Origin of the sequence: Leucobacter komagatae, from assembly GCF_006716085.1 — a bacterium.
Classification (GTDB): domain Bacteria; phylum Actinomycetota; class Actinomycetes; order Actinomycetales; family Microbacteriaceae; genus Leucobacter; species Leucobacter komagatae.
The window spans coordinates 922,460-947,666 of record NZ_VFON01000001.1 but is presented as its reverse complement, the minus strand read 5'-3'; the positions used below and the strand labels follow the sequence as shown (position 1 = coordinate 947,666).

The 25,207-nt window shown below is 67.0% G+C and carries 27 protein-coding genes and 1 tRNA gene; 12 read left to right on the top strand and 16 right to left on the bottom strand.

Features of this window, described 5'->3' with window-relative positions; all coding sequences use genetic code 11:
* Positions 1 to 163: 163 nt before the first annotated feature.
* From FB468_RS04400 to fepB, 5 genes are read right to left on the bottom strand one after another with little or no spacing between them, the layout of a single operon-like run.
* Complete coding sequence (locus FB468_RS04400) at positions 164 to 1,021, bottom strand: siderophore-interacting protein (protein WP_141886260.1); 858 nt, start codon at positions 1,019 to 1,021, stop codon at positions 164 to 166.
* Positions 1,018 to 1,941: an ABC transporter ATP-binding protein gene (locus tag FB468_RS04395; protein ID WP_141886259.1), complete on the bottom strand. Its 924-nt coding sequence runs from the start codon at positions 1,939 to 1,941 to the stop codon at positions 1,018 to 1,020. Before FB468_RS04395 ends, FB468_RS04400 begins: the two co-directional genes overlap by 4 nt.
* Before the next feature lie 13 nt (positions 1,942 to 1,954).
* Positions 1,955 to 2,983 (bottom strand): FecCD family ABC transporter permease, encoded by a 1,029-nt coding sequence (locus FB468_RS04390; protein ID WP_246055752.1) that lies wholly within the window; start codon positions 2,981 to 2,983, stop codon positions 1,955 to 1,957.
* Complete coding sequence (locus tag FB468_RS04385; RefSeq protein ID WP_211359081.1) at positions 2,980 to 4,029, bottom strand: FecCD family ABC transporter permease; 1,050 nt, start codon at positions 4,027 to 4,029, stop codon at positions 2,980 to 2,982. Before FB468_RS04385 ends, FB468_RS04390 begins: the two co-directional genes overlap by 4 nt.
* A 3-nt stretch (positions 4,030 to 4,032) precedes the next feature.
* Positions 4,033 to 5,028, bottom strand: coding sequence for a Fe2+-enterobactin ABC transporter substrate-binding protein (gene fepB, locus FB468_RS04380; protein WP_141886258.1), 996 nt, complete (start codon positions 5,026 to 5,028; stop codon positions 4,033 to 4,035).
* Between the two features lie 106 nt (positions 5,029 to 5,134).
* Between fepB and FB468_RS04375 the strand changes: the two genes are divergently transcribed.
* Positions 5,135 to 6,640: an AraC family transcriptional regulator gene (locus FB468_RS04375; RefSeq protein ID WP_170219622.1), complete on the top strand. Its 1,506-nt coding sequence runs from the start codon at positions 5,135 to 5,137 to the stop codon at positions 6,638 to 6,640.
* On the opposite strand, the gene FB468_RS04370 is transcribed toward FB468_RS04375, so the two are convergent.
* The 6 genes from FB468_RS04370 to FB468_RS04345 form a co-directional block, all read right to left on the bottom strand.
* Positions 6,637 to 7,428, bottom strand: coding sequence for a YidC/Oxa1 family membrane protein insertase (locus FB468_RS04370; RefSeq protein WP_141886256.1), 792 nt, complete (start codon positions 7,426 to 7,428; stop codon positions 6,637 to 6,639). The genes FB468_RS04375 and FB468_RS04370 overlap by 4 nt on opposite strands.
* A gap of 141 nt (positions 7,429 to 7,569) precedes the next feature.
* Positions 7,570 to 7,863 (bottom strand): hypothetical protein, encoded by a 294-nt coding sequence (locus tag FB468_RS04365; RefSeq protein WP_141886255.1) that lies wholly within the window; start codon positions 7,861 to 7,863, stop codon positions 7,570 to 7,572.
* Positions 7,864 to 7,954: 91 nt separating this feature from the next.
* On the bottom strand, positions 7,955 to 8,743 hold the full coding sequence (locus FB468_RS04360; RefSeq protein WP_211359080.1) for a DNA alkylation repair protein: 789 nt from the start codon (positions 8,741 to 8,743) through the stop codon (positions 7,955 to 7,957).
* The gene (locus FB468_RS04355; protein WP_170219621.1) at positions 8,740 to 9,234 is read right to left on the bottom strand and encodes a MarR family winged helix-turn-helix transcriptional regulator; all 495 of its coding nucleotides are present in this window, start codon (positions 9,232 to 9,234) and stop codon (positions 8,740 to 8,742) included. Before FB468_RS04355 ends, FB468_RS04360 begins: the two co-directional genes overlap by 4 nt.
* A gap of 62 nt (positions 9,235 to 9,296) precedes the next feature.
* Positions 9,297 to 10,052 (bottom strand): alpha/beta fold hydrolase, encoded by a 756-nt coding sequence (locus FB468_RS04350; protein ID WP_141886253.1) that lies wholly within the window; start codon positions 10,050 to 10,052, stop codon positions 9,297 to 9,299.
* 28 nt (positions 10,053 to 10,080) lie between these two features.
* Positions 10,081 to 10,533 (bottom strand): SRPBCC family protein, encoded by a 453-nt coding sequence (locus FB468_RS04345; protein ID WP_141886252.1) that lies wholly within the window; start codon positions 10,531 to 10,533, stop codon positions 10,081 to 10,083.
* A gap of 86 nt (positions 10,534 to 10,619) precedes the next feature.
* Here FB468_RS04345 and FB468_RS04340 point away from each other — a divergent pair, with 86 nt between their 5' ends.
* The gene (locus tag FB468_RS04340; protein ID WP_211359079.1) at positions 10,620 to 10,991 is read left to right on the top strand and encodes a helix-turn-helix domain-containing protein; all 372 of its coding nucleotides are present in this window, start codon (positions 10,620 to 10,622) and stop codon (positions 10,989 to 10,991) included.
* Positions 10,992 to 11,037: 46 nt separating this feature from the next.
* Here the strand turns inward: FB468_RS04340 and FB468_RS04335 are convergent, their stop codons facing one another.
* Entirely contained in the window at positions 11,038 to 11,631 is a 594-nt protein-coding gene (locus FB468_RS04335; protein WP_141886251.1) for a ClpP family protease, read from the bottom strand.
* The gene (locus FB468_RS04330; RefSeq protein WP_141886250.1) at positions 11,628 to 12,263 is read right to left on the bottom strand and encodes a ClpP family protease; all 636 of its coding nucleotides are present in this window, start codon (positions 12,261 to 12,263) and stop codon (positions 11,628 to 11,630) included. The genes FB468_RS04335 and FB468_RS04330 overlap by 4 nt, the downstream gene beginning before the upstream one ends.
* Positions 12,264 to 12,396: 133 nt before the next feature.
* Here FB468_RS04330 and FB468_RS04325 point away from each other — a divergent pair, with 133 nt between their 5' ends.
* A complete protein-coding gene (locus tag FB468_RS04325; RefSeq protein WP_141886249.1) occupies positions 12,397 to 12,603 on the top strand; it encodes a hypothetical protein in 207 nt (68 codons plus the stop codon).
* 8 nt (positions 12,604 to 12,611) lie between these two features.
* On the opposite strand, the gene FB468_RS04320 is transcribed toward FB468_RS04325, so the two are convergent.
* Positions 12,612 to 12,968, bottom strand: coding sequence for a hypothetical protein (locus tag FB468_RS04320; RefSeq protein ID WP_141886248.1), 357 nt, complete (start codon positions 12,966 to 12,968; stop codon positions 12,612 to 12,614).
* Between the two features lie 67 nt (positions 12,969 to 13,035).
* Between FB468_RS04320 and FB468_RS04315 the strand changes: the two genes are divergently transcribed.
* Positions 13,036 to 14,403 (top strand): NAD(P)/FAD-dependent oxidoreductase, encoded by a 1,368-nt coding sequence (locus tag FB468_RS04315; RefSeq protein WP_141888126.1) that lies wholly within the window; start codon positions 13,036 to 13,038, stop codon positions 14,401 to 14,403.
* 59 nt (positions 14,404 to 14,462) lie between these two features.
* Here the strand turns inward: FB468_RS04315 and FB468_RS04310 are convergent.
* A tRNA-Leu gene (locus FB468_RS04310) sits at positions 14,463 to 14,547 on the bottom strand.
* 160 nt (positions 14,548 to 14,707) lie between these two features.
* Between FB468_RS04310 and FB468_RS04305 the strand changes: the two genes are divergently transcribed.
* Complete coding sequence (locus tag FB468_RS04305) at positions 14,708 to 16,006, top strand: HNH endonuclease signature motif containing protein (protein ID WP_141886247.1); 1,299 nt, start codon at positions 14,708 to 14,710, stop codon at positions 16,004 to 16,006.
* A 73-nt stretch (positions 16,007 to 16,079) separates the two neighbouring features.
* Here FB468_RS04305 and FB468_RS04300 read toward each other — a convergent pair whose 3' ends face one another.
* Complete coding sequence (locus tag FB468_RS04300; RefSeq protein WP_141886246.1) at positions 16,080 to 16,898, bottom strand: TIGR00645 family protein; 819 nt, start codon at positions 16,896 to 16,898, stop codon at positions 16,080 to 16,082.
* 317 nt (positions 16,899 to 17,215) lie between these two features.
* Between FB468_RS04300 and FB468_RS04295 the strand changes: the two genes are divergently transcribed.
* The 7 genes from FB468_RS04295 (at position 17,216) to FB468_RS04265 (ending at position 25,168) form a co-directional block, all read left to right on the top strand.
* Positions 17,216 to 18,250, top strand: a complete 1,035-nt coding sequence (locus FB468_RS04295; RefSeq protein ID WP_141886245.1) for a TerC family protein — start codon at positions 17,216 to 17,218, stop codon at positions 18,248 to 18,250.
* Positions 18,251 to 18,514: 264 nt separating this feature from the next.
* The gene (gene leuC, locus FB468_RS04290) at positions 18,515 to 19,972 is read left to right on the top strand and encodes a 3-isopropylmalate dehydratase large subunit (RefSeq protein ID WP_141886244.1); all 1,458 of its coding nucleotides are present in this window, start codon (positions 18,515 to 18,517) and stop codon (positions 19,970 to 19,972) included.
* A 2-nt stretch (positions 19,973 to 19,974) separates the two neighbouring features.
* Positions 19,975 to 20,577 carry a 3-isopropylmalate dehydratase small subunit gene (gene leuD / locus FB468_RS04285; protein ID WP_141886243.1) on the top strand — a complete coding sequence of 201 codons (603 nt, stop codon included), beginning with the start codon at positions 19,975 to 19,977 and terminating at the stop codon, positions 20,575 to 20,577.
* A 149-nt stretch (positions 20,578 to 20,726) separates the two neighbouring features.
* On the top strand, positions 20,727 to 22,034 hold the full coding sequence (gene murA / locus FB468_RS04280) for a UDP-N-acetylglucosamine 1-carboxyvinyltransferase (protein WP_170219769.1): 1,308 nt from the start codon (positions 20,727 to 20,729) through the stop codon (positions 22,032 to 22,034).
* A 76-nt stretch (positions 22,035 to 22,110) separates the two neighbouring features.
* Positions 22,111 to 22,884: a lysophospholipid acyltransferase family protein gene (locus FB468_RS04275; protein ID WP_141886242.1), complete on the top strand. Its 774-nt coding sequence runs from the start codon at positions 22,111 to 22,113 to the stop codon at positions 22,882 to 22,884.
* Positions 22,839 to 24,017, top strand: coding sequence for an NAD(P)H-dependent glycerol-3-phosphate dehydrogenase (locus FB468_RS04270; protein ID WP_141886241.1), 1,179 nt, complete (start codon positions 22,839 to 22,841; stop codon positions 24,015 to 24,017). The genes FB468_RS04275 and FB468_RS04270 overlap by 46 nt, the downstream gene beginning before the upstream one ends.
* Positions 24,014 to 25,168: a D-alanine--D-alanine ligase family protein gene (locus FB468_RS04265; RefSeq protein ID WP_141886240.1), complete on the top strand. Its 1,155-nt coding sequence runs from the start codon at positions 24,014 to 24,016 to the stop codon at positions 25,166 to 25,168. Before FB468_RS04270 ends, FB468_RS04265 begins: the two co-directional genes overlap by 4 nt.
* Positions 25,169 to 25,207: the final 39 nt, after the last annotated feature.

Here is a 25,207-nt window from a genome sequence, read left to right as displayed (position 1 = left end):
GCGCGCAGTTTGGGGCATCGGGGGCGAGGCTGAACTCGGTGTCATCCAAAAGGATGATGCCGGTAGCGCAGCGGGCCACCAGAGAGCAGCTCGGTGCTGCCCGGTGGCCCGCTGAGCTCAGCCCCGCTGAGGTGGAATCCAGTCGTCGGGTTGACCGCCCGCGCTAGATCGCGAGAGCGAGGTCGTCGAGGTCGTGCACGGAGCGGCCCTCAGCGAGTGCGATCTCGTAGGCCTTGACTCGCTGCACGTCGATCTGGGTGTTCGTCGTGCCGCGCTTCCAGTAGCCGAACACCGCGACGTCGTCTTTCGCGAGCCCATTGTCGTTGCGGAAGAACGACCTGACGGCGCGCATCTCGTCGCGCTCGCCGGCGCCCCAGACGACGACCTCGCTCGGGTTCGGCAGCGTCGCAAGCTGGTCGACGAAGCCCGTGCCCGGGGCGATCCGTGTGAGCGTGAGGCCGGGAAGCACAGGCAGCTCGGCGAACGCGCCCTCATCGTTGGTCGCGATCCACCCGCGACCGGTGAGCCCGGCATCCGCCTGCGCGAGGATCGCGTAGAGCGCGGGGATCGAGGTCGCGTCGGCGAAGATGACGGCGTCGCGGCCTTCCGTCGCGGGGATGTCGAAGTGCGGTCGCGGGCCGCCGAACTTCACGGTGTCGCCGACCTTGAGTGTGTCGAGCCACAGCATCATCGGGCTCGTTGCCCCGTGGCGCACCACGTCGACCTCAACGGTTCCGGCAGCGACGTCGGCTGAGCGAACCGTGTAGACGCGGGTCGCGCTCTCGAACCGCTCGTCAAGGTAGAGCCTGATCGCGACGTTCGGGCGCACCCAGTTCGGTTCTTCCGCGAGGTCTGGGATGCTCACGATGACGCGCGCGAGTTCCGGCGTGATGTCGGCGAACGACTCGATGATCGCGGTGCCGAGCTGGAGGCCGCGGTTGTGATCCTCCGAGTGCGTCGCCTCGGAAGTGATGAGCTGCGACGTGCCCGTCGCGGCTTGCTGGTTTTGCGTGTCGGTCATGCTGACTCCTGTTCTGCCGCGAGGGGTTCGCGGCGTGGTGTTGGTCGGGAAGCGTCGGGCAGGGAAGTGTCGAGCCGGGAAGCGTGCGGTCGCGTATCGCGCGGCACGATGAGCGGCCTGCCGGTCTCGGGGTCTTCGATGACGAGCGCCTCGAGGTCGAAGACCTGCCTGAGGAGTGCCGGGGTGATGAGCTCGTCGGGCGGACCCTGAGCAACGATCTCGCCCCCGCGCATCGCCACGATGTGGGTGGCGTATCGCGCGGCGAGGTTCAGATCGTGCAGCACCGCGACGAGCGTGCGGCCTCCGGCGTGCAACCGCGAGCACAGGTCGAGCACATCGACCTGGTGCGAGATGTCAAGGTACGTCGTTGGTTCGTCGAGGAGCAGGATCGGCGTCTCCTGCGCGAGTGCCATCGCGAGCCAAGCGCGCTGCCGCTGGCCTCCGCTGAGCTCCTCTACCAAGCGCTCAGCGTGCTCGGTCATCTCGACCTCCGCGAGCGCCCGGCTGACGGCTTCGTCGTCGGCTGCGCTCCACTGGCGCAGAATGCTCTGGTACGGGTTTCGGCCGCGCGCAACGAGGTCAGCAACGGTGATCGCAGTTGGCGTGGCCGGCGCCTGCGCGAGGGTACTAATGCGCCTCGCGACCTGTTTCGTGCGCTGGCCCGCGAGGTCGGCGCCGTCGAGGGTGACCGCGCCGCTTCGGGGTTTGAGCATGCGCGAGAGTGCTCGCAGCAGGGTCGACTTGCCGCAGCCGTTCGGGCCAATGATCACGGTGAAGCCCTCGGGTGGCACGTCGAGGGACAGCCCCTGCACGATGGTGTGGGGCCCGTAGCCGAGCTCGAGTTCTGTGACGGCGAGCCCTCGTGCGGCAGGCAGTGACGTGGACGGCGAGGCGGGCGGTAGCACTGGGGAGTGTGGCATGGGGAGGTTCCGTTCAGATACGCCGGGCGAGGAGCCACAGCAGGTAGATGCCACCGAGCAGGCTCGTGACGAGACCGACCGGGGTGCGCATGCCGACGTCGAGGTTCTGCGCGAGCAGGTCGGCCCCCGTGAGCAGCACCGCGCCGATGACCGCCGAGAGCCCGATGAGCACTCCCGGGACAGGGGCGAGGTGACGCGCGATGTGTGCGGCGGCGAACGCGATAAAGGCGATCGGGCCGGCGACCGCGACGGCCGCGGCGGCGGCGATGACCCCGACGACGAGCGCCACGAAGCGGATGCGCTCGACGCGCACGCCAACGCTGTGAGCCGAGTCGTCGCCCATTTCCATGAGGGCGAGGCTTCTCCCGAGCGTGAGGAGCAGCGGCGTGACAACCACGAGCGCCACGATCGCGACGGCGGCGTGAACCCACCCGCGCCCGAGCAGCGAACCCGCGCCCCAGAGCTGGGCGACCATCGCGTCGTTGATGTCCGCTCGCGCGATGAGGAGCGAGGAGAACGCGCTTACGACCGCGCCAACGCCGATGCCCACGAGCACGAGCCTGAGCCCGCCGGTGACACCGTCTCGGCGGGCGAGGAAGTAGACGGCGAGCGCGGTGAGAATGCCTCCGAGGATCGCGGCGGCAGCCGTCGCGAGCATGCCGCCGCCGAGCACGACGATTTGAAACACCGCGCCCGTCGCGGCGCCCGAGGTGAAACCGATGATGTCGGGGGAGCCGAGCGGGTTGCGCGAGAGTGATTGGAATGCGGCACCGCTCATGCCGAGCAGCGCGCCGACCGCACCCGCGGTGAGCGCGCGGGGGAGTCGCCTGCCAAACACCGAGCGCGTGAGTGAGGGCTTTGCGTCGCCGGTGAACACTGACACGAGGTCTCCCGGGCCGAGGCGCATGGTGCCGATCATGAGTGAAGCGATGATCGCCGCGACAAGCACCGCGACCGCGATGAGGGTGACGGTCATGAGGCGTGGGCGGATTCGGAAGGAGAAGTCGCCGACGCGGAGGATACGGCCGGAGATCGCGGTCACAGGGCTGCCACCTTTCGTGAGCGGACGAGTGCAACGAAGAGCGGGCCGCCGAACAGTGCAGCCGCAACGCCGGTCTGTAGTTCGGCGGGCGCGACGATGACCCGGCCGAGTGTGTCTGCGACAACGAGAAGTGTCGCGCCGAGGAGGAGCGCTGCGGGGAGCAGGCGGCGGTGCTCATTCCCGGTGAAGAATCGGGCGATGTGTGCGGCGCCGAGGCCGATGAAGCCGATCGGTCCAGCGGCGGCGGTCGCGGCCCCCGCGAGCAGCACAACGGCCACGGCAGCGCCTATCCGGGCTCCGAGGGTGCTCGTGCCGAGCGCCGTTGCGACGTCGTCACCGAGTGTGATTGCGTTCAACGGCGAGATGAGCGCGAGGCTCAGCGCGATGCCGACCGCGACGAAGGGCAGCACGGTCAGGGCGACACCGAAGTCGCGGCCCTGCAACGACCCGATCGCCCAGAACCTGAAGCTGTTGAACGCCGCATCGTTGCTCAGCAGCACCATCTGGGTGAGCGCACCGATGACGATGGTCACGGCGGTGCCAGCGAGGGCGATGCGAACGGGGGTGCCGGCGTTCCCGCGGGAGCTGCCGAGGAGGTACACGAGCGCCGCGGCCGCCGCGGCCCCGACGAACGAGAACCAGATGTAGCCACGTACGTCGGTGATGCCGAGGAACGCGATAGCGATGACGACCGCGAACGAAGCCCCGGCGTTCACCCCGAGAATGCCCGGGTCGGCGAGCGGGTTGCGGGTGACCGATTGCATGAGCGTTCCGGCAACCCCGAGCGCCGCACCGACGATCGCGCCGAGCGCGATTCGCGGCAGCCGCGAGAGCACGACCACGAGGTGATCGTTGTTTCCCGGGTCGTACGCGACGAGCGCCTCGATCACCCGCGCGGGTGGGATCGGGTTCGATCCGAGGCCGATCCCGACAACCGCCGTCGTCGCGAGGACGATTGCGCTCGAGATGAGCAGCAACGCGGTACGGCTCGCTGCGGAGCGCCGCGGGGTACCCACGGCGCTCCGCTCAGCAACGGTCTTGGGCACGCGCTAGCCCGAGAAGGTATCGACGATGAGCTCGACGGTCAGCTTCGCGCTGTAGTAGTCGAGGCGGAACGCCTGCGCGCCCATCGTGTAGACGTTGTCGCTCGTGAGCGCGGGGAGGTTCTTCAGCAGCGGATCCTTCGCGAACTCAGCGACGGGGTCGCCTCCGAGCATGGCGACGATCATGATGGTTTCTGCGTCGGCGAGGCCATCGGGCGCGTTCTCGCTCGTGAGGATGCCGACGCGGCCACCCTGCCCCTCGGTGAGGAATTCTTCGCGCGGCGGCTGGTAGTCGAACCCGAGCGAGCTGAGTAGCATCGCCTGCGGGCTCGCGGGGTCAAAGGGCCACGAGCCCTCGGGGCCCATATAGACGAGCGCCGTTGTCGGCTGCGGCGGGAGCTTGATCTTCTTCGCCTGGCCGACAACCCACTCGTCGTACTCGGCGAGCACCTCCGTCGCCTTCGACTCGAGCCCAGTGATCTCTGCGATCTGCTCGGTGAGCTCCTGCCAGGTGGCGTCACCGTAGTCGAGGAGAACCGTGGGGGCGATCTCGGAGAGCTGATCGTATGCGTCGGCGGTGCTGTCGCCGCCGTTCGCCGAGCCGATGATGAGGTCGGGCTCGAACTGGTCAACGGCGTCAATGTCGAGCTCAAGGTCCTTGTACGCGACCTCGACACCGCGGTCGATAGCGACGTCTGCCCACTGCGTGAAGAAGCCGTTCTCGTCAGACAGCGGGGTGACGGGGGCGGCACCGGTGGCCACGATGGGTGCCTCAAGCGAGAGCAGGCCGCCCGTGATCGACGGCGCGACCGATACGATGCGGAGGGGCTGCTCCTCGATGGTCGTGGTGCCCGCGGCGTGCTCGATTGTGCGGGGCCAGTCGCCGGTGGATTCCGCGGGGCCCGAGTCGCCCGGCGCGGAATCCGAGGCGGCGGGGCTGCAACCTGCGAGCAGCAAGGCGGCTGCGGCGAGGGCAGCGAGGGTGGGCAGGCGTCTAGCCATGCGGGAAACCTCCGAGTGTTCCTGATGTTGTGTGGCGGCACAGCGGTGCGCGCTATCCTCAAAGTTAGCCAAGCCTTACTTTCATCTGTTGATTGGAAATGACACCGTGTTACCAGCCGTTCAGCTGCCACCTGTTCGACTCACCGAGTCGATGCTCTACGCCGTGCTTCGCGGGAGCGCGGAGGTCAGCATTGGTGGCGAGAGGCTCCGGCTTCGAGCGCACACGGGGGTGTGGGTGCCCGCCGGCGATCTCGTGGCTGTGCGGCCCTCGCCCGGCGCTGTCGTGCTGCCACTTCCGGTCTCGGGCGGGGGTCGCACGGTCGCCACTCGGCTGAGCGTCCCCGAGCACGCGCACACGAGCCTCCTGCACGCCTTCGTTGACGTGCTCGGGCACCTCGACGGGGCAGACGGTCCAGCGCAGTTCGAGCTCACGGGTGACAGCCCAGAACCGCTCGCGGCGCCGCCTGCCCCCGTATCGCCGGAGCTCCGCGCACTCGCCGAGCTGCTGACGCGCGGCTCGGAGACAGGGCTCGCGGAGGCGGTGGGGTCGGCGGCCCCTGGGTGGAGCGTTCGCACCGTGCAGCGTCGATTCCAATCGGAGACCGGATGGGGCATCGCCGCGTGGGCCAGGCGACAGCGGGTGCGAGCCGCGGCTGACATGCTCGCGGAGGGGCGCGACATCGAGTGGGTCGCGCACCGCGTGGGGTATGGCGGGGTGCCCGCCTTCAGCCGCGCGTTCTCTGAGGCGACAGGCGCGACCCCGGGGCAGTGGCGCCAGCGCTCCGCCGACGCGTGTATGCGCGTCTCCGCGCCGGGGCTCGGGCGAACCCGCCCCGGGAGTGGGGGAGAGGCGGGCGCCCGGCCGGGCGCCGCGCCAGAACGACGCACCTGGACCCGCGTGAACGGGGCGCACGTCGCCGTCTGGGCGGCGCGCGGCGGCGCTCAGCTCATAGTTGGTGGCCGCGAGCTCTCACTCGCCGAGGGGGATGCTGTCATCATCCCCGCGGGGACGCCCAACGAGTTTCGCACCCCGGCGGGCTCGCTGCTCGTGCCGCTCGGGTTCCGCTCCGCGCGCACCGGCGCGATTGGCGCGCCGGTGAAGCCCGCCGCGATTGGATCGCTGTGGGAGGGCGGGCTGCTCGAAGCGGTGCTCGCCAGCTACACGCGGGTGGGTGTCGTCGGCGTGGATCCTGATCGCGGCTTTGCCGCTACGATCGCGGGCTCGGTGCGCGCCGCGGTGACCCCGGACGACGCCCTCCTGGGCGCCGCCGCGAACCTCTTCGCGCGCGAGCCCGACCTGCGGCTCGGGGTCGCAGCCACGCGACTCGGGGTGAGCGAGCGCGAGTTCGCGCGTGTGATCCACGAGCGGACCGGGGAGAGCCCAGCGGCCTGGCTGCGCCTCCTCCGCATGACTCGCGCCCGCAATCAGCTCGGCGACGGCGAGACACCGTCGGAGATCTCGCGCGAGCTCGGCTACGCCCACCTGCCCGCTTTCTCGCGGGCGTTCCGCGCTGTGCACGGCGCGGGCCCGACGGTGCTCGGCGTGCCAAACCTCAAGCCAACCCGAGCCGCCTGGGGGCGCTCGATGCGGGTGCCCGCGTCGGCGCTCTAGGCGCGCTCGCGCGCTGGCAGCGTGCCGTAGATCTTGCCGAGCACGAGGCGCTCCACGAGCGTCCACGTCGTTGTCGTCGCGAGGTAGAGCGCGGCAGCAAGCGGCACGATCGCGGCGATGAACACCGTGATGAAGGGCACGAAGCTCATCATCTTCGTCATGCCGCTGAGGTCGGGCATCCCCTCGGGGAGATTCGCGGGCTTGGAGGCCGTGGCGGCGGCGGGCTCGGGAGCGGGCGGCGTGAGCAGCTTTCGAGAGGTCTGGGTGACCGCGCCGATGAGGGCCATGATCACGAGGCCGACGACAACGTGAGTGATCGTGACTGTGCCGCCGCCAACCTGGCCGGCGAGGCCCGCATCAAGCGGGATCCCGAGGAACGACTTCGTGAGGAGCTCGTTGGGGTGGCCGTCGACCTCTGGGAGGATGAACAGGCCGTAGACGGCCATGAGCACGGGCATTTGCGCGAGCACCGGCAGGCACCCGGCAAACGGCGAGGCCTTCTCGCTCGCATAGAGCTCCATCGTCTTGCGCTGCAGCACCTCTGGGTTCTTGTACTTGCGCTGCAGCTCGGCGAGCTTCGGCGCGATGCGCTGGCGCGCGAGCGTCGCCTTCACCTGTGAGCGGCCAACGGGGATGAGGATGAGGCGGACCCCGATTGTGAGGATGATGATGGCGACCGCAGCACTCTGTGCGCCCGCGAGAGGGTCGATGAGGTCACTCAGCGTGGTGACCAGCCAGTAGGCGCCGCGGATCAGCAGTTTGATGGGCAAGAATTCGTAGATATTCAAGGGTGTCTCGTTTCGTCAGTGTGATCGATGGATCACCTCGAGACGGCGACGAAGCTTTGGGGCCCACGGTTGGGGTACACGTCCGGGCGCCCGCCGACTGTGTCGGCGCGCGGGGAGAGGGTTCGTCGTCGGGTCGAGGCGCTAGGCGACGAACGAGGGTGCGCGAGCGAAAGCGGAGCCGGGGGTACCCGGGTCCGCGGGCAGCACGAATGTCCGCAGCGCGGCCCTGCGGGGCAGCGCTGCTGGCGGGGTGACAGGTGTGGCGAGCGGAGCCCTTCGCCGCCCGACGGCTGCGGTGAGCATCGGGGCGAGCGCGAGCAGGCTCGCCGCGCCGAGCAGGAGGAGCTGCGCGGGAGACTGCGGCTGTGCTGCACCGAAGGCGACGACGAGGGTGAGCAGCACGAACTGCGCCATCATCCACAGCGAGATCAGCATCCCATACACCTCCGCTCCAATAGCTATGTGGGCCCAGTCTACTCGCGGCGAGAGTCCGGCAAGTGTCTTTGCGAGGGCGGCGGCTACTTGGTCACGGGCCGATCGTGCGCAGCGCGCGCTTCACGATCCGGGCCGTCGCCGACGTTGGGCTTTCACGGAGCCAGCGCTCGCACGTCGCCCGGGCCCACTCGGGGGCAGACTTTGAAGCGTCGTTCACCCAGTTCGCGACCGAATCCTGCACGTACTTCGCTGGGTCTGATCGGAGTGGCTCGAGGAGCGGTTCCCCGAGCTCCGGGTGAGCCTTGAACTCCGCAATGTGGGCGGCCCACACGCCGCGCGGGCGGAGAGCCTCGCTCGCGAACCGGCGCAGGTTTTCTGATTCGCTTCGCGTCCACGGCTCGAGCAGCGCGACGGCCTGCGCGAGGTCGGGGGTGAGGCGGGGCCTGAGCGCCATCCAGACCCACTCGCGCACGGTGAAGCGGGAGTCATTGGCGCGGGGCCTGCATGCGTCCAGCAGCTCCGCGGCATCGAGCGAGGCGTCGGCCGCGGTGGCGAAGCACCACCAACCGCGTACGGTGTCGGACGGGTGCTCGGCGAGCGTGGCGAGTTCGGTGGGTGACAGGTGTTCGTGCAGGGCCGCGCCGATCGCCGCCATGCGCTTCAGGATACCGAGGCTCTGCGCCTCCGAGACCTCGGCTATGAGCTGGGCGTTCGGGCTCGGGCCAGCGGATGAGGGGAGCGCGGCCGTGAGGAGCGCGGCGTGGTCGATCGCGAGCGCCTCGGTCAGCGTGCGCGCCTCCGCGGTACCCGCGTTCAGCGCCGCGAGGTGGCGGCTCGTGACGTCGGCGATCCTCGACGCCCCCGGGGTCTGTCCGCTCACTGGGCTGCTCCCGACCTGAACGCCTCGACATTGCGCTGCAGGGCGTCGAGCGTTGCGAGCGCGGCGCTCGCCGCGCTGTCGTCGATGCCCGCGGTCAGTGCAGAGAGCCACTCGCCGTAGATGGGCGAGACCCGCTCAAGCGTCGCGGATCCTGATTCCGTGAGTGAGATCGTCGATGAACGGCGGTCGGTCGCGCTGCCCTGGCGCGTAACGAAGCCCTGGCGTTCGAGGCCGTCGAGCAGTCCAGTGACCGCGGCCCGGGTGATGCCGAGCCGATCCGCGACGAGGGCCGGGGTTGCGCCTTCGTGACTTGCGACCACGAGCATGACGCTCAGCCGACCCTCGGTGAGGTCGAACGTCGCCAGCTGGGCTGCACAGGCGCGATCGATGCGAGCCGCGGTGTGCAGGAGTGCCATCACGAGGTCAGTGGCGCCGGCGGCCTGCCCGCGAAGCCCGGCGTGTTCGAGGAGCAGGGCATGTTTGTGATCCATTAACGCATTCATTAGGCACCATACTATAAGGCACTTAACTACTTTGCTGGTTTGTGAGTTTGCTAGTTTCGCCGAGCCCTGCGGGTTACGAAGTCGAGCACCATCGAGGCGACGGGTTCCGGGCTCTTGATTACGGCCTCGTGGCCGCGATCCGGAATTTCCTCGTACTCGGAGTTCGGGAGCGCGTCCGCGACCTCCGTGACCCAGTCCCTGGGGCACACGCGATCTGTCTCGCCGCGCATCACGAGCGTTGGCGTGGCGACCTCTCGAACGACCTCTTCGATGCGGTGGTCGAGCATTAGGCGCAGCTTGTTCGCGAACCATAGGGGGCTTGTCTTCGTGTACTCGACGACGCCCTCGACAAGCACCTTGGGGGACTCGCCATAGAGATCCTGCACCATTCGCGCGGCCTGCTTCGTCGCGCTTCGCTCGTGCCGATTGATCGTGGGGGCGATGAGCACGAGCGTGTCGATGGTGTCGGGGAACTGCTTCGCGACCTCCGCGACGATCTGGGTGCCCATGGAGTGCCCCACGAGCGTCACCTCGCCCGTGGCCTGGCTGTCGATGAACCGCTTGATGAGTTCGGCGTTGTCTTGAATGGTGGCCATGGTGCCGGGTTCGGGGGAGTCTCCGAACCCCGGGAGATCAGGAACCAAGACGGTGCCCTGCGCCGCCAACACTTCCGCAACCTCGTCGAACACGATGCGGCCCATGCCAATGCCGTGAATGAGCACGAAGGTGCGGGAGCGCGGCCCGGGATAGCTCGAGAACACCATGGTGAAGTCGTCGTGCTCAAAGGTGTGATCGGAATGCGCCATGCCCTCTAGCGTAACGGTGGCACGGGAGCTACGGCCTGTCGGTGAGCGCCCGGGTGAGGTGCTCGTTGCGCTCGCGAATAAGTTTTCGCAGGTAGGGAACGAGCACGAGACGCTCGGCGAGTACGCCGACCACGGGCGCTGCAAGGGTGATGGTGTCACGCATGACAGTCATCTCACCGACGCGCTCGAAGTGGTGCTCATGACGGAAACGTTTGAACGGCCCGCGCTGCTGCTCGTCGACGAAGAAGTTCGGGCGGTCGAGTGCGGTGATCTTCGACGTCATTGTGAACCAGACGCCGAAGTGCCGGGCCCGCCAGGTGACGCTCTCGCCGAGGCGCATGTCCCCAGAGGTGACCCCCGCGATAGCCCGCTCGCGGCTCGCTGACATAGACGCAGTGTGTTCGTCGACACTCAGCGATGCGTCGAAGAGGTCCTCGAGCGGCACCCGCGCGTGGGTCGTGACGGTGAACGTGCTTGCCATGGAGCCAGTCTGACACGGGGCTGCCCCGATTCTGCTCAGAGCGGAGAAGGGTCGGCGTCGGCGCCGCCCGTGCATACGATCTGGATATGACCGAGAACGCCCACACGACACACCCTGCACCACGCGAACGGGCCGAACGAGCGCTCCCGATGCCGCTCTGGCGTCACATGCTTGGGGCTGAGCTGCGCCGGCTTCGCCACCACCGCGGTGAGACGCTCGGCGACATCGCGAGACGCGCGGGCATCTCTCCGCAGTATCTGTCAGAGATGGAGCGGGGGAGCAAAGACGCGTCGAGCGAGATGATCGCCGCGGTTGCCGGAGCGCTCGGCGTCACCCTCATTGACCTCACCCTTGCGGTTGCCGACGGGCTGCGGGAAGCGGGGGGCCAGACCGCCGCCCCGACCGCGCGGGCCGCATTCGCGGTGGGGACAGCGGTGGTGTTCGCGCTCGCCGCATAGCGTTGCGTTGCGCTCGCTGCTTAGAAGCTCAGTTGGCCCTCGAAGCTCACTTCTCGACGATGACGTGATCGAGTAGCCCATAGTCGCGGGCCTCGGCTGCGGTGAAGACGCGGTCATGATCGGTGTCGCGCCGCAGGTTCTCGACGGGCTGCCCCGTGTGCGCCGAGAGCACTGCCTCGAGGTCTGACCGCAACCGAACGGCCTCATCGGCCTGCAAGATGAGATCCGGGATCGTGCCGCGCCTGCCCTCGTTGCTCGGCTGATGCAAAACCACCCGGGTGTGCGGCAACGCCATCCGCTTCCCTGGTGCTCCGGCGGCGAGCAGCACTGCGCCGACGCCGACAGCCTGACCGACACACGTCGTGGCGACCTGCGAACGCACAAACCTGACGGTGTCGTAGATCGCAAGCATCGCGCTCGGGTCGCCGCCCGAGCAGTTGATGTAGAAGCTGATGTCGGTCGTGCTTCCCGCGGCGTCGAGATACAGCAGCTGCGCAATGATCGCATTCGCGACTCCCGCGTCGATTGGCGTGCCGAGGTAGACGATGCGTTCGCTGAGCAGGTGCGAGTAGACATCCATGATGCGCTCTCCGCGCGGGCTCTGTGACACCACGCTCGGAATTGTGTAGCTCTCGCTCATCGCGTCGCCTCCACCCCGCCCGTGCCGAACCCGGCCGGAGCTGAGAACCGGGGGAGGAGCTCATCAAACGAAGCAGTGATCCCGTCGACGAAACCGTAGTCGACGCTCTCCGCTGCGGTAAACCAATGATCGTGCAGCGAATCTTCAAAGACGCGTTCGAGCGGCTGGCCAGTATCGACGCTCGTGATCCCGAGCACCGTGTCCCGCGTGTGGCGCAGGTGCGCGGCCTGGAGCTCGACATCGACGGTGGTTCCGCCGATCCCCGCTGATCCCTGGTGCATCAGGATCCGCGAGTGCTGAAGGACCCGGCGCTTGCCGCGGGTGCCCGCCGTCAAGAGGAACTGGCCAGCGCTGCAGGCGATCCCGAGCGCGAGCGTCGCGACGTCGTTGGGAATGATCCGGATCAGATCGCGGATCGCGAGCATCGCGGGGACGGAGCCGCCGGGCGAGTGGATCCACAGCGAGATATCCGCGAGGGGGTCCGCGGCGGAGAGTGCGACCAGCTGGGTCGCGAGAAGTACGCCGTTGTCGTCGGTGAGTTCGCCGTCGAGCACCAGCACGCGGCGCTCGTAGAGTTCGCGGCGGTACGGCTCGGTGAAGAGGGTGGGCCTGGGAGGTTGAGAATCGCTCATGCTGCAAGCCTCGCCGGTGGGTGGGCCTCGGGCGCTCGATTCTGCTCAAGGCAGCTCTGCTTGTGGCAGCTCCGCTCAAGGCAGCTCCGCGTGAGCGGTGCCGCGATCGCCCGGATGGCCCTAGCCTGGGGGCATGACTGAATACGTGCCTCAGGGGCTGTTCTGGATCACGCTTGCCTTGGTGAATGCTGGGCTCGCGGAGCAGAAGAACCGGTCGAGGTTCTCATGGTTCTTGCTCAGCTTGTTGCTGGGGCCCTTCGCGACGTTCTATATCGTCGCGACGGCAGTACCCTCGTCTGCGCAAGAAACCGGGGCAGAACCGATCAGTCCGAGGGCTTAGCTTCGGCCTCAGGCGTCAACCGCGCCGAAGAACCCAGTCCCCACCCCGTAGACAAACGAGCGCTCTAGGCCCGGCGCCGACTGGGGAAGGTCGCCCGCGTCATGCCTGTCGCACGCGAGCACAGTGAACTCGGGCCACCACTTCTTCGGGCGGGTAGTTTCCTCGGCACCGCAAATCGCGCACACCAGGGTTGCCCACACGGGCTTCTTCCCGGTTCGGTTCGCTCGCGATTGCAGTAGCCAAGCGGGCGGGTCAGCAATGATCTTCTCGAGCTCGACCTTGCTGATCTGTGATGGGATCCCGTGGCGCTTCGCCATCTCCAATGGAATGTCGAGTTGGATTGCGGCTTCGTAGCGGGTAGGCATACCCCCAGGCTACGCTGTTGCGTGGCGCACAGTGGCGTGCGCGCGATCGATTTGAGCGGACTGCATGATGATTAACGGCAAGGTATCTCACTGGTGGCAGCAGATCGGTGTGCCGGCGCCCCGGCCCGAACTGCCGGGCGCGCTCGCCGCAGACGTCGCGATTGTCGGCGCGGGGTTCACCGGGTTATGGACGGCCTACTACCTCAAGCGCCAGCGACCCGAGCTGCGCGTCATCATTATTGAGCAGCGTCACATTGGCTATGGGGCGTCCGGGCGGAACGGCGGGTGGCTGACGAACTCAATCACCGGCGGGCGTGAGCAGTACGTCGGCGCGCACGGGCGGGACGCGGCGGAGCGCTTCCAGCTCGCGATGAACGCCACCGTCGACGAGGTGATTCGTGTCGCAGCAGAAGAAGGGATCGACGCAGATATCCAAAAGGGCGGCGAGTTCAACGTCGCGTATACGCCGGCGCAGGAGGGCAGGATCCGCGCGTTCGCCGCCTCCGAGCAGACCTGGCGGTCAACTGACCTCGAGCTGCTCGAGGCGCCGGAGGCAACCGCCAAGATCAACGTCGCGAACACGCGTGCTGCGGTGTGGCACCCGCACGCGGCAAGGATCCAACCCGCGAAGCTCGTGCGCGGGCTCGCCGAGGCCGTGGAGCGGCTCGGCGTCGAGATCTACGAGAATACGCGCGCGGTCGAGATTACCCCGGGTAACGTGCGCACCACCCACGGCGTGGTGGCCGCCGACTTCGTGCTGCGCGCGACCGAGGGCTTCACCGCCGGGCTCAAGGGGCTGAAGCGCCTGTGGCTTCCAATGAACTCGTCGCTCATCGCGACCGAGCCACTCGACGCGTCAGTGTGGGACGAGCTCGGTTGGGGGCGGGGCGAAGTGCTCGGGGACTTTGCGCACGTGTACATGTACGCGCAGCGGACGGCGGACGACCGCATTGCCATCGGTGGGAGGGGCGTGCCGTACAAATGGGGATCGGGCATCGACCTCGACGGCGAAACGCCCCCGGCGACAGCGGAGACGCTGGCCGCGATCATGCACAGATTCTTTCCGGCGACGGCCGACGCCAAGATTGAGCATCTCTGGTCGGGGGTGCTCGGCGTGCCACGAGACTGGGCCGCGACGGTTGGCCTCGACCGGGCGACTGGACTCGCCTGGGGCGGCGGCTATGTCGGAACCGGCGTGACGACCACAAACCTGGCGGGGCGAACACTCGCGGACCTCATTCTCGGCAACGCTACCGAGCTCACCGAACTGCCGTGGGTGGGGCACCGCGTGCGTAAGTGGGAGCCGGAGCCGCTGCGGTGGATCGCGACGAAGGGCCTCTACGCTGCGTACGGGGTCGCTGACGCGGCTGAGGATCGCGGGCGCCGATCGACCTCGCCGATCGCGACGATTGCCGACGTCGTGACGGGGCGCTGAGAACACGGTGGCCCCCGCTGTTTCTGAGCAACTGCTCGGAAACAGCGGGGGCCACCCTTTGGTGCGCGAGAAGGGACTTGAACCCTCACGTCCGAAGACACTGGAACCTAAATCCAGCGCGTCTGCCAATTCCGCCACTCGCGCGAGTGTGCCGCGAACGGCACCGCCCAAGACTATCGCGTTGTGGCAGGCCTTGGGGCACCCCTGGTGCTGGAGACGCGGTGGTGGCGCTGGTTTTGGTGGCGTGGGGTGGCGGGGCGCTCCCAAACTCATGAATGTCGGTGGTGTGTGAATTAATGTACACATGACTTCCAGTGGACGATTTACACGACAGCAGATTGCGGAGATCGACGTCTTCCTTAGCGCTATCGAGCGCTGCGAAAAGCAGATGCGCCAGCTCGAGGCCGAGCAGCTCGCGGCCCTCGCGCGTGCGATGCAGTGCGCGCTCGGCGACGATGATGATGGCGGCGAGGCGAGGGAACTCGCCTACCGCTCCCTACGGCTGGAGCTCGCTACTGCGCTGCAGGAGAGCGAGCACACAGCGGAGCGGCTCCTCTCGACGGCGTACATCGCGATCGAGCACCTGTCGGCCGCGCACCAGGCGCTTCAAGCCGGCGAGATTTCGCTGAGTCACCTTCGGGTGATCGTTGACGAGGGTGCGCCGCTCACAGTGCGCCAGAGTGCGGATAGCGACGCGGAGCAGGCACGGAAGATGGCGCAGTACGAGCGGGAGATGCTTGAATTTGCGCGGGAGGAGACGCCGAACCGCCTGCGCCCAATCGCCCGCCGCCTGGCGGCCGCGCACTCGGAGCAGAGCATGGCCGAGCGGCACGCCGAGGCGCTCAAGCGTCGTTGTGTGCGGGTCATCCCTGCTGACGAGGGGATGGCCGACCTCGTCGCGCACCTTCCGGCTGAGGACGCGTACGCTATACGGGATCTGGTCCAGCAGCTCGCGAAGCAGGCGCTTGCGCTCTCGGGCAATGAGGTGGCGGAGGGGCCCAACGCGGGCGTCGCCCCGGTCACCCACGTCGCCCGCGACTCCCGAACTCGAGGCGAAGCGGGCGCGGATGTCTTTCGTGACCTCCTGCTCGGCTCGGGGACGGAAGTGGGGGAGGCCGCGTCGTTGCCGGCGAGTCGCGTGCGCGCTCACATCCAGGTCGTCATTCCCGAGCACGGCGCAGCCGAGCTCGTCGGGTACGGCCCCATCGACTCGGCTACGGCAGTTCGTGTGGCCCAGGGAGCGGCTGCGTGGGATCGGGTGACCGTCGACGAGGCAGGGGGAGTGATCTCCGTAGACCGCTACCGGCCCTCCGCTGAGATGGCTCGATTCCTCGCGGCTCGAGACCTCCACTGTCGGGCGCCGGGATGCAGGGTACCCGCGAAGCGGTGCGACCTTGACCACACGGTCGATGCGGTCCGCGGTGGGGCCACCTCGACGGTCAATCTTGCTCACCTCTGTCGCGGGCACCACATGATCAAGCACCACACAGACTGGCAGGTGTCGCAGGGCTCCGACGGGGTCGTGACCTGGGTGAGTCCTACCGGTCGAAGGCATCTCGACAGGCCGCCGAGCCGGGTGAGGTTTCGTCGGGCAGACGAATGAGGTTTCAGGCAAGCCACTACCCATGGTCGGGCGCCTGGACGGTTGCCAGGTTGCGCGGTTGGCCGCTTGCGCCTTACGGGCGCTCGGGGTGAATGACCTCAGCGCCCTCCGGAAGGGCTGAACCGGCAGGAAGTCTCACCGTGACGAACCCGTCCACCGAGCCGGCAGCGCCCACCGAGCCGGCAGCCTCCGGCGACCCCGCGACTGCGCTCGCCTGGCCCGGGGCAGCGAAGCCCGTGCCCGAGAGCTGCGCCTCGATGGCTCCGGCGGTGACTTCGTCGCGCTGCACCGCCGGGTGGTGCTGCGCCATCTTGTCGATCCAAGCGAGCGCGAGCGCAGAGACGATGAACGCGAGGTGGATCATGACCTCCCAGAACACGCCGTCGTTGGAGTAGATGACTTTCCCGTTCGGGCCGACGACGAGGCCGTCTTCCATGCGGCCAACCTCAATGAAGGTCTTGAGGAGGTGGATCGAGGAGATCGAGATGATCGAAACCGCGAGCTTCACCTTGAGCAGGTTCGTGTTGACGTGCGAGAGCCACTCGGGCTCGTCGTGGTGGCCCTCGACGCGGATCTTCGAGACGAAGGTCTCGTAGCCGCCAATGATGACCATGATGAGGAGGTTCGCGATCATGACGATGTCGATGAGCGCAAGCACCGACAGCATCACGTCGGTCTCCGTGATCTTTCCCGAGACAATGACGTTCTCGAACAGGTGCCACAGCTCGACAAAGAACAGCACAACGTAGACGCCCTGCGCGATGATGAGCCCGAGGTAGAGCGGTGCCTGCAGCCAGCGGCTCGCAAAGATGAACGCGGCGAGGGTGCGGGAGGCGGCGCCAGGTCCACGGTCGGTGCTGCGCTGGATTGGCGGCGTCGATCGTTCGTTCACGGTTGTTCTCCATCGGGGCTCAGAGCAAAAGCTGGAAGCGGGAAAAATAGAGTCATATGTTATCCCAGCGCGTGTTTCTGTGCCTGGGGAAACGGAAAGTCCGGAGCTTCGGTCATGAACGGTGGACGAAGGCTGGGCCTCGCGAGTTATACTTGTGCACTGCGAAGGGGAGTATTCCACCTCGCCCGTATCGTCAATACGCCACGCGAAGACCGCGCGGCCGGTGCGGGTGCGGAGCCGACGGGTTCGTTGGAGCCGGGAAGAGACTTTCGGAGTTTCGCGCACCCTGCGCCAGCCCGAAGGAGAATGTCTCTACCGTGACAACCGCTTTACCCCTCTGGTTCGAAATCGGATCAATGGTGTTGCTCACCGTGATCCTGATTGTTGACCTGCTGCTCATCATTAAGCGGCCCCACGTTCCATCCATGCGCGAGGCCAGCCTGTGGGTCGGCTTCTACGTGCTGCTCGCGCTGCTGTTCGCGGGGGCGATCTACCTACTCGGCGACGCGCAGCACGCGACCGAGTTCGTAGCAGGCTGGCTCACCGAGTACAGTCTTTCGATCGACAACCTGTTCGTGTTCGTGCTGATCCTTGGAGCATTCAAGGTTCCGAGCGCGTACCAGCAGCGCGCGCTCATGATCGGCATCGTGCTCGCCCTGATCTTCCGCGGCATCTTCATCCTCGTCGGCGCCGCGATCATCGAGCGGTTCATCGCGGTGTTTTTCATCTTCGGCGCGTGGCTCATCTGGACGGCCTGGCAGCAGGTGAAGCCGGGCGGGCACGACGAGCAGGGCGACGGCTGGCTCATCCGCCAGGTGAAGAAAGTCATGCCGTTCAGCGATGAGTACGATGGCGGCAAGCTCCGCACGACCGTCGCCGGCAAGCGGATGTTCACGCCGTTCCTACTCGTGCTCATTTCTCTCGGCGCGACCGACCTGCTCTTCGCGCTCGACTCGATCCCGGCGATCTTCGGCATCACCCAGAGTCCGTTCATCGTGTTCACGGCGAACGTGTTCGCCCTCATGGGGCTCCGCCAACTCTATTTCCTGCTCGGCGGGCTGCTCGAGAAGCTGCCGTACCTCAAGTACGGCATCGCCGCGATCCTCGCTTTCATCGGCGTGAAGCTCATTCTCCACGCGCTCCACGAGAACGAGCTGCCCTTCATCAACGGTGGCAACCCGGTCGCGGTCCCCGAGATCAGCACCGGTACCTCGCTCCTGTTCATCCTCGCCGCGATGGTGATCGCCACGGTCGCGAGCGTGTGGAAGGCAAAGCAGGTCGCGAAGGCGACCGGCGAAACGCTCCACCTCGGCGCGGCTGAGCCGCACCTTGACGACGAGGGCGACAAGTAGCTGCCGGCGGGCATGCTTCTGCAGGGCCCCGGGACGCATCGCACGGTGCGTTCCGGGGTCTTGTTGTGCCGGGCTAACGGCCCCGGGAATGGATGGCATGGGCAGAGTGTTAGACTCTTCATCATGCGTCAGCGGCACCAGCTTCTTCGTGGCCGCGACGGGATCTAGCCAACGGCCTCCCGTCGCGGGGTTCTTGCATGGCCGTTCTATTCGCGCTCGCAACGGTGATTTGCGCGTCGCAAAGCAAGAGAATGAAGAGAAGCAATGACTGAGACGAAGCCTCGTACGCTGGCCGAGAAGCTCTGGGACGACCACGTCGTCGTCAAGGGTGAACCGGGTGATCCCGACCTCATTTACATCGACCTCCACCTCATCCACGAGGTCACCAGCCCCCAGGCGTTTGACGGCCTGCGCGTGGCAGACCGCCCGCTCCGGCGCGTTGACCTGATGATCGCGACGGAGGATCACAACACGCCGACGCTGAATATCACGCGGCAGATTGAAGATCCGACGAGCCGGGTGCAGATCGACACCCTCCGCAAGAACGTCGAAGAGTTCGGTGTGCGCTCGCACCCGCTCGGCGACAAGGAGCAGGGCATCGTCCACGTGGTTGGCCCGCAGCTCGGCCTCACAATGCCGGGCATCACCGTTGTCTGTGGTGACAGCCACACCTCGACGCACGGTGCGTTCGGCGCGCTCGCGTTCGGCATCGGCACGAGCGAGGTCGAGCACGTCATGGCGACGCAGACGCTGTCGCTGAAGCCATTCAAGACCATGGCAATCAACGTCGAGGGCGAGCTGCGCCCAGGCGTGACTGCGAAAGACATCATCCTCGCGGTCATCGCGAAGATCGGCACCGGCGGTGGCCAGGGCTACGTGCTCGAGTACCGCGGCTCCGCGATCCGCGACCTGTCCATGGACGGGCGCATGACGATCTGCAACATGTCGATCGAAGCGGGCGCGCGCGCCGGCATGATCGCGCCCGACGAGAAGACCTTTGAATACGTGAAGGGGCGCGAGGCCGCCCCGAAGGGCGCCGACTGGGACGCGGCCGTCGAGTACTGGAAGACGCTGCCGACGGATGAGGGCGCCGTATTCGACGCCGAGGTCACGATCGACGCGAGCGCGCTCGAGCCCTTCGTGACCTGGGGCACGAACCCGGGCCAGGGCGTTCACCTGAGCGAGACCGTGCCGAACCCGGCAGACATCGCTGACGCGAACGAGCGTGCCGCCGCCGAGCGCGCGCTTGAGTACATGGACCTCGAGGCCGGAACTCCCATGAAGGAGATCAAGGTCGACGCCGTGTTCATGGGATCCTGCACGAACGCGCGCCTCGACGACCTCCGCGAGTTCGCAAGCATCATCAAGGGCAAGCAGAAGGCCGACGGCGTGCGCCTCATGGTCGTTCCCGGCTCCGCTCGCGTCCGGCTCGAGGCCGAGGCCGAGGGCATCGACAAGATCGTTGAGGAGTTCGGCGGCGAGTGGCGCTTCGCGGGGTGCTCCATGTGCCTCGGTATGAACCCGGATCAGCTCGAGCCGGGAGAGCGCTGCGCGTCAACCTCCAACCGCAACTTCGAGGGCCGTCAGGGCAAGGGTGGTCGCACCCACCTCGTCTCCCCGCTGGTCGCCGCCGCGACCGCCATCCGCGGCACGCTCTCGAGCCCGTGGGACCTCCAGGGTGACGATTCCGAAGTAGCAGCCGACGAGAAGGTAGGGGCGTAATCATGGAGAAGTTCACCACACTGAACGCGACCGCCGTCCCGCTGCGACGCTCGAACGTCGACACTGACCAGATCATCCCCGCGGTGTTCCTCAAGCGGGTCACGAAGACCGGGTTCGACGACGCGCTCTTCTACCACTGGCGCCAAGACTCCGAGTTCGTGCTCAACCAGCCGCAGTACGCGGGCGCCCAGATCTTGATCGCCGGCCCCGACTTCGGCACGGGCTCCTCCCGTGAGCACGCCGTGTGGGCGCTGCGCGACTACGGGTTCAAGGTCGTGATTTCGGCTCGCTTCGCCGACATCTTCCGCGGCAATTCGGGCAAGCAGGGGCTCCTCGCGGCCCAGGTCTCCGAGGCAGACGTCGAGCGACTCTGGGCCGTCATCGAGGCAGACCCCAAGACCACCGTTTCGGTCAACCTCGAGGACCGCACGGTCACCGCGGGCGACCTGACGGTTTCATTCGACATTGACGACTACACTCGGTGGCGGCTCATGGAGGGTCTTGACGACATCTCCCTGACGCTCCGCAACGAGTCCGCTATTACTGAGTTTGAGGCACGTCGCCCGGGCTGGATGCCCACGACCCTGCCCTCCACGACCGCCTAGGAGGCACCCACGTGAGCAACGCTGAGCAGACGGACACGCCGGAGATCCCGGCGGGTCTGACGAAGCCGAACGAGGAGGAGACCGCATCCCAGGCCCTCCAGCACGACGCCGCAAACCAGGGCGCAAAGGTCGGCCTCACCTCCGATGAGATCATCATCAAGGGCGGCAAGCCGCTCAAGGGGCGCATTGAGGTGCGCGGCGCGAAGAACCTCGCCACTAAGGCTATGGTCGCGACCCTGCTCGGCAAGACCCCCAGCGTGCTGCGCAACGTGCCGAACATTTCCGACGTGCGCGTCGTTGCAGGCCTGCTCGCCCTCCACGGCGTGCTCATCACCAAGGGTGAGAACGCGGACGAGTGGCACTTCGACCCCTCGAACGTCGAGGTCGCGCACAAGGCCGACATCGACGCGCACGCGGGCTCCTCACGGATCCCGATCCTGTTCTGCGGGCCGCTCCTGCACCGCCTCGGCGAGGCGTTCATCCCCGATCTTGGCGGGTGCCGGATCGGCGATCGCCCGATCGACTTCCACCTCGATGCGCTCCGCGAGTTCGGCGCGGTCGTAGAGAAGCTGCCGAGCGGCATCAGCCTCACCGCCCCGAACGGCCTGAAGGGCGCGAACATTGAGCTGCCGTACCCCTCGGTCGGCGCGACCGAGCAGGTGCTGCTCACGGCCGTGCTCGCTGAGGGCCAGACCGAGCTGCGTAACGCCGCGATCGAGCCCGAGATCATCGACCTCATCTGCATTCTGCAGAAGATGGGCGCGATCATCTCGATGGAGCCCAACCGGGTGATCTTCATCGAGGGCGTCGAGGAGCTGCGCGGGTACGACCACAAGGCCATCTTCGACCGTAACGAGGCCGCGAGCTGGGCCGCCGCCGCGCTCGCGACGAAGGGTGACATCTTCGTCGGTGGCGTGCGCCAGGAAGAGATGATGACCTTCTTGAACGCCTTCCGCAAGGTCGGTGGCGACTTCGACGTGCACGACGACGGCATCCGATTCTGGCACCCGGGTGGCGATCTGAAGCCCGTCACGATCGAGACCGATGTGCACCCCGGCTTCATGACGGACTGGCAGCAGCCGCTCGTCGTTGCGCTCACCCAGGCGAGCGGGACGTCGACCATTCACGAGACCGTGTACGAGAACCGTTTCGGGTTCACCGATGCGCTGAACACGATGGGCGCGAACATCGTCGTCCACCAGAACGGGCTGCACGACGAATCGCGCCGCGTGAAGCGCCGCGAGTTCGAGCAGGCCGCTGTCATTACCGGGCCGACGCCGCTCACGGCGGCCGACGTCGTGGTCCCTGACCTGCGGGGCGGGTTCAGCCACCTCATCGCCGCGATGATCGCGGAGGGGGAGTCGAAGGTGTCGAACATCGGCATCATCGCGCGCGGCTACGAGAACTTCATCGAGAAGCTTCGGCTCCTCGGCGCCGATTTCGTGTTCGAGGCCTAGGGCGAGATCCACAGGAGTCCCGCGCCGCACTGGCGCTTATGCAGTTGCGTGCGCGGGATTCGGGGATAATTGAACCATGACGAAAACGGTGAAGCTACGAAGCCTTCCTGGGGCGGAGAAGCGCAAGCCTTCCATGTTCTGGCTGCTCGCGGGATTGATCCTTCCTGTGTGGTCGCTCATGGTTCGCTATCGCTTTACCCCGGATTCGAAGATTCCGAAGAGCGGCCCGTTTATCCTCGCGCCGAACCACTTCAGCGAGATCGACCCCATCGCGATGGGCGCCGCTGTCTGGCACCTCGGCCGCGTGCCGCGCTTCATGGCGAAGGAGAGCCTCTTCAAGGTGCCCGTCTTCGGCTGGATGCTGCGCAAGAGCGGGCAGATCCCCGTCGAGCGGGCAGGAGCGAGCCGTGCGACGGGGCTCGACAACCCCATGAGCTCGGCGAGCACCCTGATCGAGAGCCAGGGCGGCGTGATCGTGTACCCCGAGGGGACACTCACGCGCGATCCTGATCTCTGGCCGATGCGCGGCAAGAGCGGTGCAGTTCGCCTCGCCCTCGAGAGCGGCGTGCCGCTCATCCCCGCCGCGCACTGGGGCACGCAAGAACTCATGCCGCGCTACGGCAAGACAATTCGCCCGTTCCCGCGCAAGACCATCGAGGTCGCGATCGGCGAGCCGATGGACATGAGCGAGTTCGCGGGTCGCCACGTCGACCAGAAACTCATCAACGAGGCGACGAAGAAGCTCATGAACGAGATCACGGCGCTCCTCGAGGGGCTGCGCGGCGAGACCGCGCCCGAGGAACGATGGGATCCCGCGAAACACCAGCAGAACGAGACGGGGCGTTTTTGAACGCGGCAGCAGCGCGAGCCGGTCGGCCAGGGCAAGCAGGTCGGCCAGGGCAAGCAGGTCACGGCACCAAGGTCGCGGTCATCGGGGCAGGGAGCTGGGGGACTACGTTCGCCAAGGTCCTCTGCGATGCCGGATCGGACGTGACGATCTGGGCGCGGCGCTCCGAGGTCGCCGATGAGATCAAGGTCGCGCGGCGCAACACGCAGTACCTCCCCGGCATCAACCTGCCAAAAACGCTGAAGGCGACCTCGAACCTCGCCGAGGCGCTCCGCGGCGCCCGCCTCGTGTTCCTCGCGGTTCCGAGCCAGTCGTTGCGCCAGAACTTGCAAGACATCGAGCCGTTCCTCGAACCGTCGAGCGTGCTCGTGAGCCTCGTGAAGGGCGTTGAACGCACCACAACGATGCGCATGAGTGAGGTCATCCACGACACGCTCGATCTTGAACCCGACAGGATCGCTGTCGTCTCGGGGCCAAACATCGCGCTCGAGATCGCGAAGGAACAACCGACGGGCGCCGTCGCCTCGTGCGCGTCGATCGCGGTTGCGCAGGAGGTCGCTCAGGCCTGCTCGGCCCCGTACTTCCGCACCTACGTGAACCATGATGTGACTGGCACTGAGCTCGGCGGCGTGCTCAAGAACCTCATCGCGCTCGCGATCGGCATCGTCGACGGCGTCGGCTACGGCGAGAACACGAAAGCCTCGATCATCACCCGCGGCCTCGCGGAAATGACCGAGTTCGCGGTCTCGCAGGGTGGCGACCCGATCACGCTCTCGGGCCTCGCGGGCCTGGGAGACCTCATCGCGACCTGCCAGTCACCGCTGTCGCGCAACAACACCGCAGGCAGGCTCATCGGGCAGGGCTACTCGCAGGAGGAGACCCGCGAGCAGATGCAGCAGGTCGCCGAGGGCATCACCTCGGTCGCGCCCGTGCTCGAACTCGCGAAATCCCGTGGCATCGTCATGCCCATCGTGCAGCAGGTCGCGATGGTGCTCGACGGCGAGATGGAGCCGAAGAACCTCGGCCCGCACCTCGCAACCGAAGACGGAATCCCGCGTCGCGAACTCGTGCTCAAGCGCGAGTCGAAGCCGGGTTGGAAGCGCCTGTTCGGGCGCCGGAAGGAGCGTACGTCGTGAGCGTATCTCAGGCAGCGTCCACTACAGCGCCATCTCAGGCAGCGCCTACAGCAAAGCGCACCGTAGCCCTCGTCTTTGGCGGGCGTTCGAGCGAGCACGGCATCAGCTGTGTCACCGCGGCTGGCGTGCTGCGTGCAATCGACCGCGATCAGTTCGACGTCGTGCTCGTCGGCATCACGAAGCGCGGCGCGATGGTTCGCATGCAGGAGGAAGACCTCGCTGACTACCGCCTCGACGCCCCGGCGCTTCCCGAGGTGCGCGACAACGGCACCCGCGTGATCTGGCCCGCCTCGGTCGACACCCGCTCGCTGACGCTCGTGGCGAGCGACGGCACGCTGAGCACGCTCGGCCATGTCGACGCCGTGATGCCGATGCTCCACGGCCCGTATGGCGAGGACGGTACGATCCAGGGGATGCTCGACCTCATCGACATGCCGTACGTCGGCTCCGGGGTGCTCGGCTCCTCGCTCTGCATGGACAAGCACCTCGTCAAGGTCGTGCTGCAGAGCATGGGGATCCCGGTCGCGCCCTGGCGTACGGTGACCCGCGGCGAAATCGATCGCAACCCGGCGCTCGTCGAGACCCTCGATGACGGCCTCGCCTACCCACTGTTCGTGAAGCCGGCGCGCGCGGGCTCGTCGGTCGGCGTGAGCCGCGTCACCGAGGCGAGTGAGATTCCCGCCGCGCTTGAGGTCGCGTTCGCTGAGGATCGCACGGTGCTCATCGAATCCGGGATCACCGGCCGTGAGGTTGAGATCGCCGTTCTGGAGGGCCGCGAGGGTCAGCCAACCCGCACGAGCAGCGTGATCGGCGAGATCGTCGTCACGGGCCGCGACTTCTACGACTTCGAGGCGAAGTACCTCGGCGCTTCGGGCGTTGAGCTCGTGCTGCCGGCGAAGGTTACCGAGGCCGAGTTCGAGGCGATCCGCGACGCCGCTGTCCGCGCGTTCGAGGGCACGCAGGCGCGCACGCTTTCGCGCATCGACTTCTTCCTCACCGAAGATGGGCCGGTGCTCAACGAGCTCAACACCCTTCCCGGGTTTACCCCAGCGTCGATGTACCCGATGCTGTGGGAGGCCTCAGGCATGAGCTACTCCGAGCTCATCACCGAGCTCATCGAGCTCGCGCTCGAGAAGCGCCCCGCGTACTAGACAGGGCTGCGAAGAGCTGAGGTGAGTAGTGGCGCGGGT

Coding starts and splice junctions, on each gene's coding strand:
- FB468_RS04340 (WP_211359079.1), top strand. CDS start 10,620: ATGACCGAGAACGCCCACACGACACACCCTGCACCACGCGAACGGGCC.
- fepB (WP_141886258.1), bottom strand. CDS start 5,028: ATGGCTAGACGCCTGCCCACCCTCGCTGCCCTCGCCGCAGCCGCCTTG.
- FB468_RS04355 (WP_170219621.1), bottom strand. CDS start 9,234: ATGGATCACAAACATGCCCTGCTCCTCGAACACGCCGGGCTTCGCGGG.
- FB468_RS04350 (WP_141886253.1), bottom strand. CDS start 10,052: ATGGCGCATTCCGATCACACCTTTGAGCACGACGACTTCACCATGGTG.
- FB468_RS04270 (WP_141886241.1), top strand. CDS start 22,839: ATGGGATCCCGCGAAACACCAGCAGAACGAGACGGGGCGTTTTTGAAC.
- FB468_RS04320 (WP_141886248.1), bottom strand. CDS start 12,968: ATGCCTACCCGCTACGAAGCCGCAATCCAACTCGACATTCCATTGGAG.
- FB468_RS04315 (WP_141888126.1), top strand. CDS start 13,036: ATGATTAACGGCAAGGTATCTCACTGGTGGCAGCAGATCGGTGTGCCG.
- leuC (WP_141886244.1), top strand. CDS start 18,515: ATGACTGAGACGAAGCCTCGTACGCTGGCCGAGAAGCTCTGGGACGAC.
- FB468_RS04305 (WP_141886247.1), top strand. CDS start 14,708: ATGACTTCCAGTGGACGATTTACACGACAGCAGATTGCGGAGATCGAC.
- FB468_RS04335 (WP_141886251.1), bottom strand. CDS start 11,631: ATGAGCGAGAGCTACACAATTCCGAGCGTGGTGTCACAGAGCCCGCGC.
- leuD (WP_141886243.1), top strand. CDS start 19,975: ATGGAGAAGTTCACCACACTGAACGCGACCGCCGTCCCGCTGCGACGC.
- FB468_RS04325 (WP_141886249.1), top strand. CDS start 12,397: ATGACTGAATACGTGCCTCAGGGGCTGTTCTGGATCACGCTTGCCTTG.
- FB468_RS04330 (WP_141886250.1), bottom strand. CDS start 12,263: ATGAGCGATTCTCAACCTCCCAGGCCCACCCTCTTCACCGAGCCGTAC.
- FB468_RS04400 (WP_141886260.1), bottom strand. CDS start 1,021: ATGACCGACACGCAAAACCAGCAAGCCGCGACGGGCACGTCGCAGCTC.
- FB468_RS04275 (WP_141886242.1), top strand. CDS start 22,111: ATGACGAAAACGGTGAAGCTACGAAGCCTTCCTGGGGCGGAGAAGCGC.
- FB468_RS04365 (WP_141886255.1), bottom strand. CDS start 7,863: ATGCTGATCTCGCTGTGGATGATGGCGCAGTTCGTGCTGCTCACCCTC.
- FB468_RS04395 (WP_141886259.1), bottom strand. CDS start 1,941: ATGCCACACTCCCCAGTGCTACCGCCCGCCTCGCCGTCCACGTCACTG.
- FB468_RS04345 (WP_141886252.1), bottom strand. CDS start 10,533: ATGGCAAGCACGTTCACCGTCACGACCCACGCGCGGGTGCCGCTCGAG.